This window comes from Pseudomonas arvensis, assembly GCF_056688935.1.
Genome location: NZ_CP162038.1, coordinates 4,591,366 through 4,606,986, shown reverse-complemented (window position 1 = coordinate 4,606,986; position 15,621 = coordinate 4,591,366). Strand labels below are relative to the sequence as shown.

General features: G+C 61.4%; 11 protein-coding genes. 5 read left to right on the top strand and 6 right to left on the bottom strand.

Annotation, left to right across the window (positions count from 1 at the left end; translation table 11 throughout):
• The first annotated feature begins 16 nt into the window (after positions 1-16).
• On the top strand, positions 17-2,611 hold the full coding sequence (gene acnD / locus AB3G88_RS20655; RefSeq protein WP_480451420.1) for a Fe/S-dependent 2-methylisocitrate dehydratase AcnD: 2,595 nt from the start codon (positions 17-19) through the stop codon (positions 2,609-2,611).
• A 10-nt stretch (positions 2,612-2,621) separates the two neighbouring features.
• Positions 2,622-3,812, top strand: a complete 1,191-nt coding sequence (gene prpF, locus AB3G88_RS20650; RefSeq protein ID WP_099582713.1) for a 2-methylaconitate cis-trans isomerase PrpF — start codon at positions 2,622-2,624, stop codon at positions 3,810-3,812.
• A 79-nt stretch (positions 3,813-3,891) separates the two neighbouring features.
• Here prpF and AB3G88_RS20645 read toward each other — a convergent pair whose 3' ends face one another.
• From AB3G88_RS20645 to AB3G88_RS20625, 5 genes are read right to left on the bottom strand one after another with little or no spacing between them, the layout of a single operon-like run.
• Positions 3,892-4,626, bottom strand: a complete 735-nt coding sequence (locus AB3G88_RS20645) for an alanyl-tRNA editing protein (RefSeq protein ID WP_250926259.1) — start codon at positions 4,624-4,626, stop codon at positions 3,892-3,894.
• Positions 4,627-4,628: 2 nt separating this feature from the next.
• Entirely contained in the window at positions 4,629-5,621 is a 993-nt protein-coding gene (locus AB3G88_RS20640; protein ID WP_099582710.1) for a serine O-acetyltransferase, read from the bottom strand.
• Positions 5,622-5,658: 37 nt separating this feature from the next.
• On the bottom strand, positions 5,659-6,573 hold the full coding sequence (locus tag AB3G88_RS20635; protein WP_112196457.1) for a PLP-dependent cysteine synthase family protein: 915 nt from the start codon (positions 6,571-6,573) through the stop codon (positions 5,659-5,661).
• A gap of 15 nt (positions 6,574-6,588) precedes the next feature.
• On the bottom strand, positions 6,589-8,451 hold the full coding sequence (gene moeB, locus AB3G88_RS20630; RefSeq protein WP_480451416.1) for a molybdopterin-synthase adenylyltransferase MoeB: 1,863 nt from the start codon (positions 8,449-8,451) through the stop codon (positions 6,589-6,591).
• Between the two features lie 23 nt (positions 8,452-8,474).
• A complete protein-coding gene (locus tag AB3G88_RS20625) occupies positions 8,475-9,368 on the bottom strand; it encodes a DMT family transporter (protein WP_160385034.1) in 894 nt (297 codons plus the stop codon).
• A 160-nt stretch (positions 9,369-9,528) separates the two neighbouring features.
• On the opposite strand from AB3G88_RS20625, the gene AB3G88_RS20620 reads away from it, so the two are divergent.
• The gene (locus tag AB3G88_RS20620; RefSeq protein ID WP_099582706.1) at positions 9,529-10,953 is read left to right on the top strand and encodes an aminotransferase-like domain-containing protein; all 1,425 of its coding nucleotides are present in this window, start codon (positions 9,529-9,531) and stop codon (positions 10,951-10,953) included.
• Positions 10,954-11,029: 76 nt separating this feature from the next.
• Here the strand turns inward: AB3G88_RS20620 and ppsR are convergent, their stop codons facing one another.
• Complete coding sequence (gene ppsR, locus AB3G88_RS20615) at positions 11,030-11,848, bottom strand: posphoenolpyruvate synthetase regulatory kinase/phosphorylase PpsR (protein WP_003193298.1); 819 nt, start codon at positions 11,846-11,848, stop codon at positions 11,030-11,032.
• A gap of 178 nt (positions 11,849-12,026) precedes the next feature.
• Between ppsR and ppsA the strand changes: the two genes are divergently transcribed.
• Together ppsA and AB3G88_RS20605 are read left to right on the top strand one after the other, a co-directional pair.
• A complete protein-coding gene (gene ppsA, locus AB3G88_RS20610; RefSeq protein ID WP_099582705.1) occupies positions 12,027-14,402 on the top strand; it encodes a phosphoenolpyruvate synthase in 2,376 nt (791 codons plus the stop codon).
• 105 nt (positions 14,403-14,507) lie between these two features.
• Entirely contained in the window at positions 14,508-15,497 is a 990-nt protein-coding gene (locus AB3G88_RS20605; protein WP_480451413.1) for an alpha/beta fold hydrolase, read from the top strand.
• The last annotated feature ends 124 nt before the right edge of the window (positions 15,498-15,621 follow it).

Here is a 15,621-nt window from a genome sequence, read left to right as displayed (position 1 = left end):
TGACCGAGTCCTGACGATGAACACTGAATTCCGCAAACCGCTCCCCGGCAGCCGCCTGGATTTCTTCGATGCCCGAGCGGCCGTCGAAGCCATCACCCCCGGCGCCTACGCCACCTTGCCCTACACCTCCCGTGTACTCGCCGAGAATTTGGTGCGCCGTTGCGACCCGGCCACCCTCGACGCGTCCCTGAGCCAGTTGATCGAACGCAAGCGCGACCTCGACTTTCCCTGGTTCCCGGCCCGCGTGGTGTGCCATGACATCCTCGGCCAGACCGCCCTCGTGGACCTCGCCGGCCTGCGCGATGCCATCGCCCTGCAAGGCGGCGACCCGGCACAGGTCAACCCGGTGGTGCCGACCCAACTGATCGTCGACCACTCCCTGGCCGTCGAAGCCGGTGGTTTTGACCCCGATGCGTTCGAGAAAAACCGCGCCATCGAAGACCGTCGCAACGAAGACCGTTTCCACTTTATCGAGTGGACCAAAAAGGCCTTCAAGAACGTCGACGTGATCCCGCCGGGCAACGGCATCATGCACCAGATCAACCTGGAGAAAATGTCTCCGGTGATCCAGGTGCGCGACGGCGTGGCGTTCCCTGATACCTGCGTCGGCACCGACAGCCATACGCCCCACGTGGATGCGTTGGGTGTGATCGCCATTGGCGTTGGCGGCCTGGAAGCGGAGAGCGTGATGCTCGGCCGCGCCTCGTGGATGCGCCTGCCGGAAAGTGTCGGTGTGGAGCTGACGGGCAAGCTGCTGCCGGGCATCACCGCCACCGATATGGTGCTGGCGCTGACCGAATTCCTGCGCAAACAGAAAGTCGTCGGCGCCTGGCTGGAGTTCTTCGGCGAAGGTGCCTCAGCCCTGACCTTGGGCGACCGTGCGACCATCTCCAACATGGCCCCGGAATACGGCGCCACGGCGGCGATGTTTTATATCGACCAGCAAACCATCACCTACCTGAAACTTACCGGCCGTGAAGACGAACAGGTTGCGCTCGTCGAGCAATACGCCCGCCACACGGGTTTGTGGGCTGACGACCTGAAAGGCGCGCAATACGAGCGCGGCCTGACTTTCGACCTGTCCAGCGTCGTGCGCAACATGGCCGGCCCGAGCAACCCTCACGCCCGTGTTGCCACCCGTGACCTGGCGGCCCAAGGCATCAGTGGGCAATGGGATGACGTGCCAGGGCAAATGCCCGATGGCGCGGTGATCATCGCCGCCATCACCAGTTGCACTAACACCAGCAACCCGCGCAACGTGATCGCGGCCGGCCTGTTGGCGCGCAATGCCAACAAACTGGGGCTCAAGCGCAAGCCGTGGGTCAAGTCCTCGTTGGCGCCCGGTTCGAAAACCGTGGCGATGTACCTGGAAGAGGCCGGCCTCGGGCATGAACTGGATCAGCTCGGTTTCGGCGTGGTGGCGTTTGCTTGCACCACCTGCAACGGCATGTCCGGCGCGCTCGACCCGGTGATCCAGCAAGAGATCATCGACCGCGACCTGTACGCCACCGCCGTGCTCTCGGGCAACCGTAACTTCGACGGGCGTATTCATCCCTACGCCAAGCAAGCGTTCCTTGCCTCGCCGCCGTTGGTGGTGGCCTACGCGATTGCCGGCACCATCCGTTTCGACATCGAGAAGGACGTGCTCGGCCTCGACGCCGACGGCAAGGAAATCCGCCTGCAGGACATCTGGCCGAGCGACGAAGAGATCGACGCCGTGGTCAAGGCTTCGGTCAAACCGGAGCAGTTCCGCGCCGTGTATATCCCCATGTTCGCCATCCACGAAGACACCGGCCCCAAAGTCGCGCCGCTGTACGACTGGCGCCCGCAAAGCACTTACATCCGTCGCCCGCCGTACTGGGAAGGCGCGCTGGCCGGGGCGCGTCCGCTCAAGGGCATGCGCCCGCTGGCGGTGCTGCCGGACAACATCACCACCGACCACCTATCGCCGTCCAACGCGATCATGCTCGACAGCGCCGCCGGCGAATACCTCGCGAAGATGGGCCTGCCGGAAGTCGACTTCAACTCCTACGCGACTCACAGGGGCGACCACTTGACCGCGCAACGCGCAACGTTCGCCAACCCGAAACTGTTCAACGAAATGGTCGTGGAAAACGGCAAGGTCAAGCAGGGTTCCCTGGCGCGCATCGAGCCCGAAGGCAAGGTTACGCGCATGTGGGAAGCCATCGAAACCTACATGGAACGCAAGCAACCGCTGATCATCATCGCCGGCGCCGACTACGGCCAGGGCTCGTCCCGCGACTGGGCGGCCAAGGGCGTGCGCCTGGCTGGTGTGGAAGCGATTGCCGCCGAAGGCTTCGAGCGCATCCACCGTACCAACCTGGTGGGCATGGGCGTGTTGCCCCTGGAGTTTTTGCCGGGCACCGACCGTCACACCTTGCACATCGACGGCAGCGAAACCTATGACGTGGTCGGCGAGCGCACCCCGCGTGCGCAACTGACCCTGGTGATCAACCGCAAGAATGGCGAACGTGTCGAAGTGCCGGTGACCTGCCGCCTGGACACCGCCGAAGAAGTGTCGATCTACGAGGCGGGCGGCGTGTTGCAACGTTTTGCCCAGGACTTCCTGGAATCGGCGGCGACGGCTTAAGAGGACGACCATGGCACACGCACCGCAAATCAAGATCCCCGCCACCTACATGCGTGGCGGCACCAGCAAGGGCGTATTTTTCAGCCTCCAGGACCTGCCCGCCTCGGCGCAGGTACCGGGCGCGGCACGCGATGCCTTGCTGCTGCGGGTGATCGGCAGCCCCGACCCCTACGACAAACAGATCGACGGCATGGGCGGCGCCACGTCGAGCACCAGTAAAAGCGTGATCCTGGCCAAAAGCACCCGCGCCGACCACGACGTGGACTACCTGTTTGGCCAGGTCTCCATCGACAAGCCCTTTGTCGACTGGAGCGGTAACTGCGGCAACCTGTCGGCGGCGGTGGGCTCGTTCGCCGTCAGCGCCGGGCTGGTCGATCCGGCCCGCGTCCCGCACAACGGCGTGGCCGTGGTGCGGGTGTGGCAGGCCAATATCGGCAAGACCATCATTGCCCATGTACCGATTACCGACGGTGCAGTGCAGGAAACCGGCGACTTCGAACTGGACGGCGTGACCTTCCCGGCCGCGGAAGTGCAGTTGGAATTCCTGGACCCGGCGGCAGAAGAAGAGGGCGGCGGTGGCTCGATGTTCCCCACCGGCAACCTGATAGACGACCTTGAAGTGCCCGGTGTCGGCACCTTCAAGGCCACGCTGATCAATGCCGGTATCCCGACGATCTTCATCAACGCCGAAGACCTCGGTTACACCGGCACCGAGCTGCAAGGCGCGATCAACGGCGACCCCAAGGCCCTGGCCATGTTCGAGACCGTGCGGGCTTATGGCGCACTGCGCATGGGCCTGATCAAACACCTGGACGAAGCCGCCCAGCGCCAGCACACGCCAAAGGTCGCGTTTGTGGCCAAACCTGCGGATTACGTGGCGTCCAGCGGCAAAGCGATCAAGGCTGGCGATGTGGACCTGCTGGTGCGCGCACTGTCCATGGGCAAGCTGCATCACGCGATGATGGGCACGGCGGCGGTGGCGATTGGCACCGCGGCGGCGATTTCCGGAACCTTGGTCAACCTCGCCGCAGGCGGCATTGAGCGTAATGCGGTGCGCTTCGGGCATCCGTCGGGCACGTTGCGCGTGGGTGCCGAAGCTACCCAAGTGAACGGCGAATGGGTGGTGAAGAAAGCCATTATGAGTCGTAGTGCACGGGTGTTGATGGAAGGCTTCGTACGCGTACCCGGCGACGCCTTCTAAAACCCTGCACACATCCAATATGGGAGGGGGCTCGCCCCTCCCACATTTGACCTTCATTTTGGTAGCGATTGAGTCAGGCTCAAACCTGCTCAAACCTGAGGATCACCCTGCGGTTGTGCTTGCTCTTCTTCTCGATCTTCTCGCAGAACACCCGGCCGATTTCCTCGGTGTTGATCACGTGGGTGCCGCCACACGGCTGGATGTCGATCCCGGCAATTTCAATCACCCGTACCGAGCCTTGGATCACCGGCGGCGCGACCGCCTGGGTGCGGGTTATCTGCAGCAGCGTGGAATATTCCGTGGCGGCCATCGACAGGGTTTTCACCGGGTGAGCCTGTTCGATCAGCGCGTTGAGGTCGCGGGTGATGCTGTCTTTGTCGAGGGTCATTTCCGGCAGGTCGAAATCCAGGCGGCCCTTGTCGGCACTGATGCTGCAACCCGTCACCGGCGCATCGATGATCGAGCACAGCAAGTGCAGGCAGGTGTGCATTTTCATGTGCTGATAGCGCCGTTCCCAATCGAGGCCGGCATCGACCTGGACCCCCGCAGTCAACTGCTCGGGGCAGTGTTCCACCTGGTGCCAGATGATCGAACGCAGCACCGGGTCGCGTACGGTGCCGGTCACGGCCACCTGCGTCCCGTCGGGCAGGGTCAAGTGGCCGGTGTCGCCCGGCTGTCCGCCGCCGGTTGGGTAGAACAACGTGTGTTCCAGGGCAATGCCGTGTTCGCTGACGGCAATCACCCGGGCGCTGAAGGCGTTCTGGTAGGGCGCGCTGTCAAACAGCGCCAGGGTTTCCATGGTGTGCACAGACATGTTCAACCTCCGACGATCAGTGGGCTGGCTTGCAACAGGTGGCGCACCATTGCACTCAAGCCAGGGGGGGAAAGCAGGGTGATTTCAAACTCCGGGCCGCAGATTTTCAGGTTCAGCGGCAGGCGTGGCAGTTGATTGCCGGCTTCAACGCGGTGCAGGCGAAACTGCAGGTGGTGACGCTCCTTCACCGTCGGTTCCAGCATCAGCCCCTGCAGAGGGTGGAAGTCGGCGTCCAGTACCGTGACCTTGTGGCTGGCATTGACCTCGCCGACCACATGCAAGCGCTCATCCAGGGCGAAGGCGCCGAGGTAGTTGCTGTGGTCCGATTCATCATTTTTTTGCAGTTGGATCTGGTTCACCACCTTGACCTTGGTCCCGGCGGGTACGTCCTGGGTGATCACGCAGGACGGGCTGATAAACACGTTGTCGCCAATCAACACATACCCCAGCACACGGGCGCCGGAGCCGACTTCGACGTTGTTGCCCAAGCGTGGATGCCGCTTGCCGTCGGGGTTGTTGGCGATGCCCCGGGCGCCGAGGGTCACGCCGCAGAGGATGTAGCAGTCGTGGCCGATCTCGCAGGTTTCACCGATCACGGTGCCGTAGCCGTGGTCCAGCACAAAGCGGCGGCCGATGCGCGCCGCCGGATGAATCTCCGCACCGGACAGCACCTTGCCCTGATTACTGAGTTTGAGGGCGATGCGTGAAAACACGCCGTTGGTCTGGTCGGGGAAATTCCACACAAGGTGTGCCAGGCGGTAATACAGCACCGCCTTGAACGAGGCATAGGATTCCAGGATCAGCTCGCCGCGCCCGCGTGATGCCGGATCGCGGTAGGCGTAGGCGATCAGGTCTTCGGCCACCGCCTGGGCGGCGTTCTGGATCAGCGGCGCCAGGTGCGGTTCCAACTGCTTCATCTGCGCAGGCGTGAGGGTCTTGATGAGCTGGGTGAGCAACTCATCATGCAGCTGTTGCATGTCGATAAAGCCACCCATGGAGGCACCCCCGCATTCTGGCTGGTTGGAAAACCGGTTATTCAAAACTGGGAAGGTAGCTGTCGGCATTGTCGTAGACCATGGTCAACACCACCGTTTCGGGTGGCAGTTCGGGGGCGAGCCGGGCGATGGCGACCATGTTGGCAGCGGAGGACAGGCCCAGGCTGATGGCGTCGGTGCGCATGATGCGTTTCATCATGTCGATGCAGTCCTGGCGCGAAACCTTGAGCATGCCGTCGATCACATTGAGGTTGAGGATGCTCGGGATCAGGCCAATCGACAGGCCCTGGATATGGTGCGGCGCGTGCTGGTCTTTCAGCAGGTCGCATTCCTCCGGTTCCACGCCCATGACGCGGATCGCCGGCCAGGCGGCTTTGAGGGTTTCGCCGATACCGGTGATATGGCCACCGGTGCCGATGCCGCTGACAAAGTAGTCCACACGGCGCTCGCCAAAGGCGCGAAGGATTTCCGGCGCGGTGGTGTCGCGGTGGGTCTGCGGGTTGGCGCCGTTGCGTTGCTGGTTGAGCATCACGTAGCTGGGGTTTTCCAGCTGCAGCTCCATGCACTTTTCGCCATGGGAATTGTTGCCCCGGCGGCTGTCCGACAGCACCACCTTGGCGCCGTACAGGCGCAGCAGCTTCTGTTTTTCGGGGCTGTAGTTGTCGGGGATCACCAGCACCACTTTGTAGCCCAGCACATTGCCGGCCATCACCAGGCCGATGCCGGTATTGCCGCCGCTGGGCTCAATGATGGTTTGCCCGGAATCGCGTATCAGCACGCCCCGGCGCTCGGCGTCGAGGATCATGCCCAGGGCGATGCGCGCCTTGTGGCTGCCACCGGGGTTGAGGGATTCGAGCTTGGCGTAGACCTCGATGCCGAGGTCTTCGGAAAACTGCGCCAGCCGCACGATGGGCGTGTGGCCGATGGCGTCGAGGATCGAGTTATGCAACATCAGTCGGTCCTCGGCTCAGTACAAGGGCATGTCAGGTTCGACGTCGCGAACCCAATGTTTCATGCCGCCTTGCAGGACTTTGGTGTTGGCAAAGCCCGCCGCCAGCAGCGTACTGGCCGCTTGCTCGGCGCGGGTGCCGGCGTAGCAGATCAGGTAATGGGTGTTGTCGCGGTTGAGGCGGTCGAGTTGATCGTCCAGCTCGGCGAGGGGGATATGCAGCACCCCCGGCAACTTGCACACCTCCAGTTCGCTGGCGTCGCGCACGTCCAGCAGTACGTCGGCGCTGCGTGGGTGTTCGAGCAGTTGCTTGAGGACGCGGGGCTTGATGTAGCGTTCTTCGGCCAGTGACGGGGCGCTGGGCAGGGCGTCGGCGCACACGGTCGACGCGATCGTTTCACTGTGGCGCAGTTCGGAACAGCACGGGCAGTCGGCGCGGCGCTTGAAGCGGATTTCGCTGAACTTCATCGCCAGCGCATCGAAACGCATCAAACGCCCGGACAGCGGCTCGCCAATGCCGATCAGCAGCTTGATGGCCTCGGTCGCCTGGATCATCCCGACCACGCCGGGCAGCACGCCGATCACGCCACCGGCGCTGCAATTGGGTGCCAACTCTGCGGGCGGTGCGCTGGGGAACAGGCAGCGGTAGCACGGCCCGCCCTTGTAGTTGAGCACGCTGATCTGCCCGTCGAAACGGTAGATGGCGCCATACACCAAGGGTTTTCCAAGCTGGACGCATGCGTCATTGACCAGGTAGCGGGTGTCGAAATTGTCGGTGCCGTCGATCACCAGGTCATAGGCGCCCACCAGTTCCAGGGCGTTATCGGCATTCAGCGCGGTGTTGTGGGCATTGATCTGGATGTGAGCATTGAGGTCTTGCAGGCGCTGTTTGGCGGATTCGACCTTTGGCAGGCCCAGCGTGCTGTTGCCGTGGACGATCTGGCGTTGCAGGTTGCTGCTTTCCACCACGTCGAAATCCACCAGGCCCAAAGTGCCGACGCCGGCCGCCGCCAGGTACAGGCTGATGGGCGAGCCCAGGCCGCCGGTGCCGATGATCAGTACCTTGGCTTTCTTCAGGTTCAACTGACCCTCGCGGCCCACGCCCGGCAGGGTGATATGGCGCACGTAGCGCTGGACTTCTTCGTTGCTCAGGGATTCGACGTCGATGCCGCCGGACGTGGCGAGCAGCACTTCGATCCTGGCTTTTTCCGGCAACGGTTCGTCGGCCTCGATCAGCGCTTCCTCGGCGGTAAACAGGAAGTGTTCCTTGAGCTGATTGTTCTTCTCGTGAAACAGATGCGTGCGCAACTGCGGGTGGCTGTTGCAGAGGTTTTCAATGACTTCGCGCAATGTCGATCCGGTGCTCTCAAGGGTCGATTCCGGCAGCTTGGCCACGCGAACCAGGATATCGGGGAAAGAGACAGCGTTCATGGACAACTCCGTGTGCAGGTCGTTGAAGGGTTGAAGGGCGAACTGTGTGCCATCCCAGGCAAACAGCTTGGAACCGAGAGCCTGGCCCTGGCGAACATCGACTACCAGGTAGCTCACGGGGTAGATCGGTTCACCCAGGAACAGCGCCTTGTCCTGGTCCTCATCGCTGAAATAGGCGCCGACGTCAGGGTGAGAGTGGTAGATCACCACCACGGGGTTGTCGCTGCGAAACGCCTTGTTCAACAGTAGGGTGTCGGCCACCGAGAAGGTGTAGCCGTTGGCTGCGCTGCGTGGGTACATCTCGGGGTTCTTGCGGTGCAGTTCATTCTGGATATTGCTGCCCAGGTACACGCTGCCGTCGGCGAAGACGTAGCCGCAGCATTCCTCGGGATAGCTGCGGCTGGCGTGGGCGTAGATCTGTTCCAGGGCGGTGGGGCGGAGGACGTCCATGTTTCTCTCGCGTTGGTGGGTGGTCAATTTTTCTTGGCCATGAGTTTTTCGATGGGCAACTTGGTGATCGCAAAACCGGCCAGCAGGATGGCCGAGTACAGCATCAGGTCGCGGGAAATCGCCACGCCTTCGTACCAGGCGCCGATGATCACCGCGAACACCGGGAAGATAATGAATACGAACGACAGGATGATCGGGCTCAAGCGCTTGAGCAGCATGAAGTACACGATGAACCCGCCCACCGAGGCCACCAGTCCGAGGTAGAACAGGGCGCTCCAGGAGCGCAGGGTGATGTCTTCAAAGGTGGGTGTTTCAAACCACAGCCCCGCGACGAACAGCATCAACCCGGCAATGCCGATGGGCAGGGTGTTGTAGGTGATCACGCTGATGGCGCTGCCTTTCTGCTTGGTAATCACATAGCACAAGGCATGCATGATCGCGGCCGTTAGAATCGCCAGCACCCCGAAAAACTCGGCGTGGTCCAGGTGCAGGCCCTGGCTGCGGATGATCATGTACAGGCTGCCGAAGCCGATGCCGATGCCGACCACCTGGGAAAAGTAGATGCGCTCGCGCAGGAACAGCGCGGAGAAAATCAGGATGAATACCGGCATGCAACTGAAGAGCAGGGCGGTGAGGCCGGACGAGACATGCATCTCGCCGTAGTTGAGCAGGTAGTAGGGCACGCTGAAGTAGGACAGGGTCACGAACACGAAAAACCAGCGGCTTTCGCGAGGGAACAGGATCGGCTCGCGGCGCACCATGGCGAAACACAGGAACAGCGGGAAGGCGATGAGGAAGCGCAGGCCGGCGGAGGTCAGCGGTGGCACGCTTTCCACGGCAATCTTGATGCCCAGCCAGGTCGTGCCCCAACTCAGGCACACGATCAGGAACATCACACTGGTGATCAGCCCGGCCAGCCACTGCTTTTGGGTTTTGATTTTGGCGGTGTTTTCGATAACGGCGGACATTGGCATCGTTTATTGCTTCCCTGAGCCGGAATTGAACTCTATATTGAACTTGTAATGAGTGATTAAATTCGGCGATTGAACCCGTAAAAGCACACTATTAGGGCGAAAGATGGCTGTCAAAACAAATATTGACATGGTGTCAATTATGCGTGAGGGCTTGTCCAACGGTCAGGGCGTGAAGTACAAGCGCCTGTCCGATGTCATGGAACGGGGCATCCTCGAAGGCTTGATTGAACCGGGACGAAAACTGCCGCCCCATCGGGTGCTTTCCGACAATCTCGGGGTGACCATCGGTACCATCAGCCGGGCCTACGGTGAGTTGGAACGCCTGGGTCTGGTGGTCGCCCGCGTTGGTGACGGAACATTCGTGCGCAAGCGTGGGATGGAGCGCCAGCGCGATGAAGGCTTTCGCAACGTCAGCGAGGAGCCGCGCCAGTACTTCGATATGAGCCGCAACATGCATATCCCCGGGCAGGAGACGGCCTTCCTGGCCCAGAGCTTCCAAACCCTGTCGACCAACGCCAAGTTCCTCCAGGACATCAGCGCCTACACCCCGGACGCTGGCCTGCCGCGCTACCGCGAAGCCGGTGCGCAATGGTTGGTGCAGCGTGACTTTCATCCCATCCCTGAACAGGTCATTTGCGTGAATGGCGGCCAGCACGGCCTGCTCTGCGCGATGATGGCGCTGCTGCGGGCAGGCGATACGGTGGTGACCGAACAACTGACGTACCCAGGCCTGATCACCGCAGCGCGCATGCTCGGCATACGCTTGATCGGCCTGGAGATGGATGACGAAGGCGTGCTGCCGAATGCGCTGGATGAAGTCTGTCGAAACCACCGGATTTCGGCGCTGTACTGCACGCCGACGATCCAGAACCCCACCACCGCCGTGTTATCGGTGGCGCGCCGCGCTGCGCTGGTCAAGGTATGCCGCGAGCACAATCTGCTGATCCTGGAAGACGAAGCCCACGGTGTTTTGGTAGAAGATCGGCCGCCGCCTCTCAGCCATTTCGCCCCCGAGCGTACGATTTTGATCAGTAGCCTGAGCAAGGCGGTGTCCGCCGGACTGCGCGTGGGGTATGTACATGCACCGCCGGCGCTGGTCAGCCGGATCTCGGCAGCCTTGCGCTCAACCTGCTGGATGGCCACGCCAGTGACCCTGGAACTGGCCACCCAGTGGATCGAAAACGGCACGGCGGAGTACTTGCTGCGCCAGCAGATCAACGAGATCAGTCGGCGTAAAGCCCTGGTGCGTGACCTGCTCGAAGGCCTGCAATATCGCACTCACCTCAACAGCCCGCACTTCTGGATTGAGGTGCCCGAGCCGTGGCGTGCGTCGGAAATCGAGGCTGAACTCAAGCAGAACAACTACCTGATCGCCACCGCCGAGGCATTTGCCGTGGGGCAGACGGCAGTGCCGCAGTTTATTCGGGCGAGTATCTGCAATACGTCAGGCGACGATCAGTTGTTGCGCGAGGGGTTTGACGCGTTGGCGACGGCGTTGGGGCAGGGCGGTGGCCGGTTTCACCTGTAGGCCTTGGTCTTTGTGGTGAGCGGGCTTGCCCGCGCGAGGCAAGCTCGCTCACCACAAAAGTGCCAGGCAGAAAATACTACTTGAAGCGCCGCTCCACACCCTTCTCCACCAGAATCTTCGCTGAAATCTCTTCAACCGAAAAATGCGTGGAATTGATGTGCGCAATATTCTCGCGACGGAACAGATTTTCCACTTCACGCACTTCGAACTCGCACTGGGCATAGCTTGAGTAGCGGCTGTTGGGCTTGCGCTCGTTGCGGATGGCCGTCAGGCGGTCCGGGTCGATGGTCAGGCCGAACAGCTTGTGGGAGTGGGCGCGCAGGGCGGCCGGCAGCGTCAGGTGTTCCATGTCGTCTTCGGTCAGCGGGTAGTTGGCTGCGCGGATGCCGAATTGCATGGCCATGTACAGACAGGTAGGCGTTTTGCCGCAGCGCGATACGCCCACCAGGATCAGGTCGGCCTTGTCGTAGTAGTGCGTGCGGGCGCCATCGTCGTTGTCGAGGGCGAAGTTCACCGCCTCGATACGCTCCATGTAGTTGGAGTTATGCCCAATGGAATGGGACTTTCCGACGGAGTAGGAGGAGTGCTCGCTCAACTCCTGCTCCAGTGGCGCCAGGAAGGTCGAGAAAATGTCGATCATGAAACCATTCGACGTTGCGAGAATCTCACGGATGTCTTGATTGACGATGGTGTCGAAAATGATCGGCCGAAAACCGTCTTTTTCAGCCGCCAGATTGATTTGTTGTACCATGGCCCGCGCTTTATCCACGCTGTCGATATAGGGCCGCGTGAATTTGGCGAAGGTAATGTTTTCGAACTGCGCGAGCAGGCTTTGACCCAATGTTTCGGCTGTGATGCCGGTGCCGTCGGAGATAAAGAAAGCAGATCGTTTCATTTGAGCCCTGGGCCTTAAGCTGATGGCGAATCTTGGATATGATAGGCGCGATTTTGCCGTCCCGCAGTGGGCCGCATTCTCACTTATTTTCCAGGTCCAGGCCACAAGCGCTGGCGAACGCTCCTACTGAGCAGCCGGCGTCCTGAGCTTTTCCAACACAGAAAGTGGAGAGATCACCTTGGTAGAGTACGTAGTTTCCCTCGATAAGCTCGGCGTCCATGATGTAGAGCACGTAGGGGGCAAGAACGCATCCCTCGGCGAGATGATCAGTAATCTTGCAGGCGCTGGTGTCTCGGTGCCCGGTGGTTTCGCCACCACGGCCCAGGCTTACCGCGATTTTCTCGAACTGAGCGGCCTCAACGCCCAGATCCACGCCGCGCTGGACGCCCTGGACGTCGATGACGTCAACGCCCTGGCCAAGACCGGCAGCCAGATCCGCCAATGGATCATGGACGCCGAGTTTCCCGAGAAACTCAACGAAGAAATCCGCACCGCCTTCGCCGCTCTGTCGGCCGGCAACCCGGATATGGCCGTTGCCGTGCGCTCCTCCGCCACTGCCGAAGACTTGCCGGACGCCTCCTTCGCGGGTCAGCAAGAGACCTTCCTTAACATCCGTGGCGTAGAAAACGTGATCCGCGCCGCCAAGGAAGTGTTTGCCTCTCTGTTTAACGACCGCGCCATTTCCTACCGCGTACACCAAGGTTTCGACCACAAGCTGGTGGCTTTGTCTGCCGGTGTGCAGCGCATGGTGCGTTCGGAAACCGGCACCGCCGGCGTGATGTTCACCCTGGACACCGAGTCAGGCTTCCGTGACGTGGTGTTTATCACCGGCGCCTACGGCCTGGGCGAAACCGTCGTACAAGGCGCGGTCAACCCGGACGAATTCTACGTACACAAGCACACCCTTGAAGCCGGCCGCCCGGCCATCCTGCGCCGCAACCTGGGCAGCAAGGCAATCAAGATGATCTACGGCGACGAGGCCAAGGCCGGTCGTTCGGTCAAGACCGTTGATGTGGACAAGGCCGAGCGCGCACGTTTCTGTCTGTCCGACGCTGAGGTCAGCGAATTGGCCAAGCAAGCGATGATCATCGAAAAGCACTACAAGTGCCCGATGGACATCGAATGGGCCAAAGACGGTGACGACGGCAAGCTGTACATCGTGCAGGCCCGCCCGGAAACCGTGAAGAGCCGCACTTCGGCCAATGTCATGGAACGCTACCTGCTGAAAGAAACCGGCACCGTACTGGTGGAAGGCCGTGCCATCGGCCAGCGCATCGGCGCCGGCAAGGTGCGGATCATCAAGGACGTGTCCGAGATGGACAAGGTCCAGCCAGGTGACGTACTGGTCTCCGACATGACCGACCCGGACTGGGAACCGGTGATGAAGCGTGCGAGCGCCATTGTCACCAACCGCGGCGGGCGTACCTGCCACGCGGCGATCATCGCCCGTGAGCTGGGGATTCCGGCCGTCGTGGGTTGCGGCAACGCCACCCAGCTGCTGAAAGATGGCCAAGGCGTGACCGTGTCCTGCGCCGAAGGCGACACCGGTTTCATCTTTGAAGGTGAGTTGGGCTTCGATATCAAGCAAAACTCCATCGACGCCATGCCCGACCTGCCGTTCAAGATCATGATGAACGTCGGCAACCCGGACCGCGCCTTCGACTTCGCGCAGTTGCCGAACGCCGGTGTGGGCCTGGCCCGCCTGGAATTCATCATCAACCGCATGATCGGCGTGCACCCCAAGGCCCTGCTGAACTACGACGGCCTGCCGCTGGACATCAAGGAAAGCGTCGACAAGCGCATCGCCGGTTACAACGACCCGGTGGGCTTCTACGTCGAGAAGCTGGTTGAAGGCATCAGCACCCTGGCGGCGGCGTTCTACCCGAAAAAGGTCATCGTGCGCCTGTCGGACTTCAAGTCCAATGAATACGCCAACCTGATCGGCGGCAAGCTCTACGAGCCGGAAGAAGAAAACCCGATGCTCGGTTTCCGCGGCGCCTCGCGTTACATCAGCGAAGCGTTCCGTGATTGCTTCGAGCTGGAATGCCGCGCGCTCAAACGTGTACGCAACGAGATGGGCCTGACCAACGTCGAGATCATGGTGCCGTTCGTCCGCACCCTGGGCGAAGCGAGCCAGGTGGTCGACCTGCTGGCTGAAAACGGCCTGTCCCGTGGCGAAAACGGCCTGCGCGTGATCATGATGTGCGAACTGCCGTCCAACGCCATCCTGGCCGAAGAGTTCCTGGAGTTCTTCGACGGCTTCTCCATTGGCTCCAACGACCTGACCCAGTTGACCCTGGGTCTGGACCGCGATTCGGGGATCATCGCCCACTTGTTCGACGAGCGTAACCCGGCCGTCAAAAAGCTGCTGGCCAACGCTATCCAGGCCTGTAACAAGGCCGGCAAGTACATCGGCATCTGCGGCCAAGGCCCTTCCGACCATCCGGACCTGGCCAAATGGCTGATGGAACAGGGTATCGAAAGCGTCTCGCTGAACCCCGACTCAGTGCTGGAAACCTGGTTCTTCCTGGCGGAAGGCCAAGCGCCCGCTTAAGGTCGTTACGTCAAAAGTGCCGGTCACTCGTTGTGGGTGACCGGCATTCTTATCTGTACAGGGCGGAATCCTTGCGGACGTCGCCCTTTTTTGTGCAAGAGCATTATGCAAAGCAGCAGCAACCTGTTTCCCGTCGCCCTGATCAGCGCTGAACGTCGTGGCGACCTGAGTGAAGACGTGTACCGCCTCAAACCCGGTAACAGCCCCGACGGCACTGTCGAGCTGGCGGTTACCCGTTTAGGCTTGGCCGATGTCCCGGAAAACCGGGGCATTTCGGTTATTTTGTTGCACGGCAGTTTTTCCAACCGGCGCTTCTGGTATTCGCCCAAAGGCATCGGCCTGGGCGCTTATCTGGCGCGCCAGGGGTTTGATGTGTGGATCCCGGAAATGCGCGGCCATGGCCTGTCCAAGCGCAACCATGACTATGCGAAAAATCGGGTTGCCGACTACGCGCGCTATGATTTGCCGGCCATCGGCGCGTTTGTGCGCGAGCAAAGTGCCCAGATCCCCCATTGGATCGGCCACTCCCTGGGCGGTACAGCCTTGGCGGCGGCGCTGGGTGGTCAGCACCTGGGCGCGCCGGCAGTCGCGTCGGTGGCCTTGTTTGGTTGCCAGGTCAGTCGCACCCACTGGCCCCTGAAACTGCCGCCGGTGGAATGGACCGGTCGATTGCTTCTGAAGCGCTTTGGAGAGCTGTCCGGCTCACGCCTCAAGCGCGGCCCGGAGGACGAACCGGCGGGCGTGCTGATCGAAGCCATGCGTTGGAATGGCCTGTTTGGACGCTTTGGCGAGGGTAAGCAGGATTGGTGGAAAGGCCTGGCAGACGTCGATGTCCCAGTGTTGGCCGTCAGTGCGGCCGGTGATCATCAGGACCCTGACTGGGCCTGTCGCAAGCTGTTCGAGCAAATCGGTTCTGAGCATCGCCAATACCTTTGCCTGGGTCGCCAGCAAGGGTTTACCGGTGATTTCGGGCATGTGGAAATGCTTGTGAGCAAGGCCGCCCAAACCGAAGTATGGCCACTGGTGGCGCAATGGTTGAAAGACCCGCTCACACCGTTGTTTGGCGCCCCGGCCGAGGTGCTGGCGACGGTTTGACGCAGCGCTCTGCCAAGGGCGTTTCGCTCGTGCTAGGTTGCGGCTAAGATATGACGCGCTGAACGCTTCTGGTCATATTCAGTCGCGCAGTGGCTCTTGCGTTGCGGCGAAGCGAATGGGATGT

Coding starts and splice junctions, on each gene's coding strand:
- AB3G88_RS20640 (WP_099582710.1), bottom strand. CDS start 5,621: ATGGGTGGCTTTATCGACATGCAACAGCTGCATGATGAGTTGCTCACC.
- AB3G88_RS20620 (WP_099582706.1), top strand. CDS start 9,529: ATGGCTGTCAAAACAAATATTGACATGGTGTCAATTATGCGTGAGGGC.
- acnD (WP_480451420.1), top strand. CDS start 17: ATGAACACTGAATTCCGCAAACCGCTCCCCGGCAGCCGCCTGGATTTC.
- AB3G88_RS20605 (WP_480451413.1), top strand. CDS start 14,508: ATGCAAAGCAGCAGCAACCTGTTTCCCGTCGCCCTGATCAGCGCTGAA.
- ppsR (WP_003193298.1), bottom strand. CDS start 11,848: ATGAAACGATCTGCTTTCTTTATCTCCGACGGCACCGGCATCACAGCC.
- moeB (WP_480451416.1), bottom strand. CDS start 8,451: ATGGACGTCCTCCGCCCCACCGCCCTGGAACAGATCTACGCCCACGCC.
- AB3G88_RS20645 (WP_250926259.1), bottom strand. CDS start 4,626: ATGTCTGTGCACACCATGGAAACCCTGGCGCTGTTTGACAGCGCGCCC.
- prpF (WP_099582713.1), top strand. CDS start 2,622: ATGGCACACGCACCGCAAATCAAGATCCCCGCCACCTACATGCGTGGC.
- AB3G88_RS20635 (WP_112196457.1), bottom strand. CDS start 6,573: ATGTTGCATAACTCGATCCTCGACGCCATCGGCCACACGCCCATCGTG.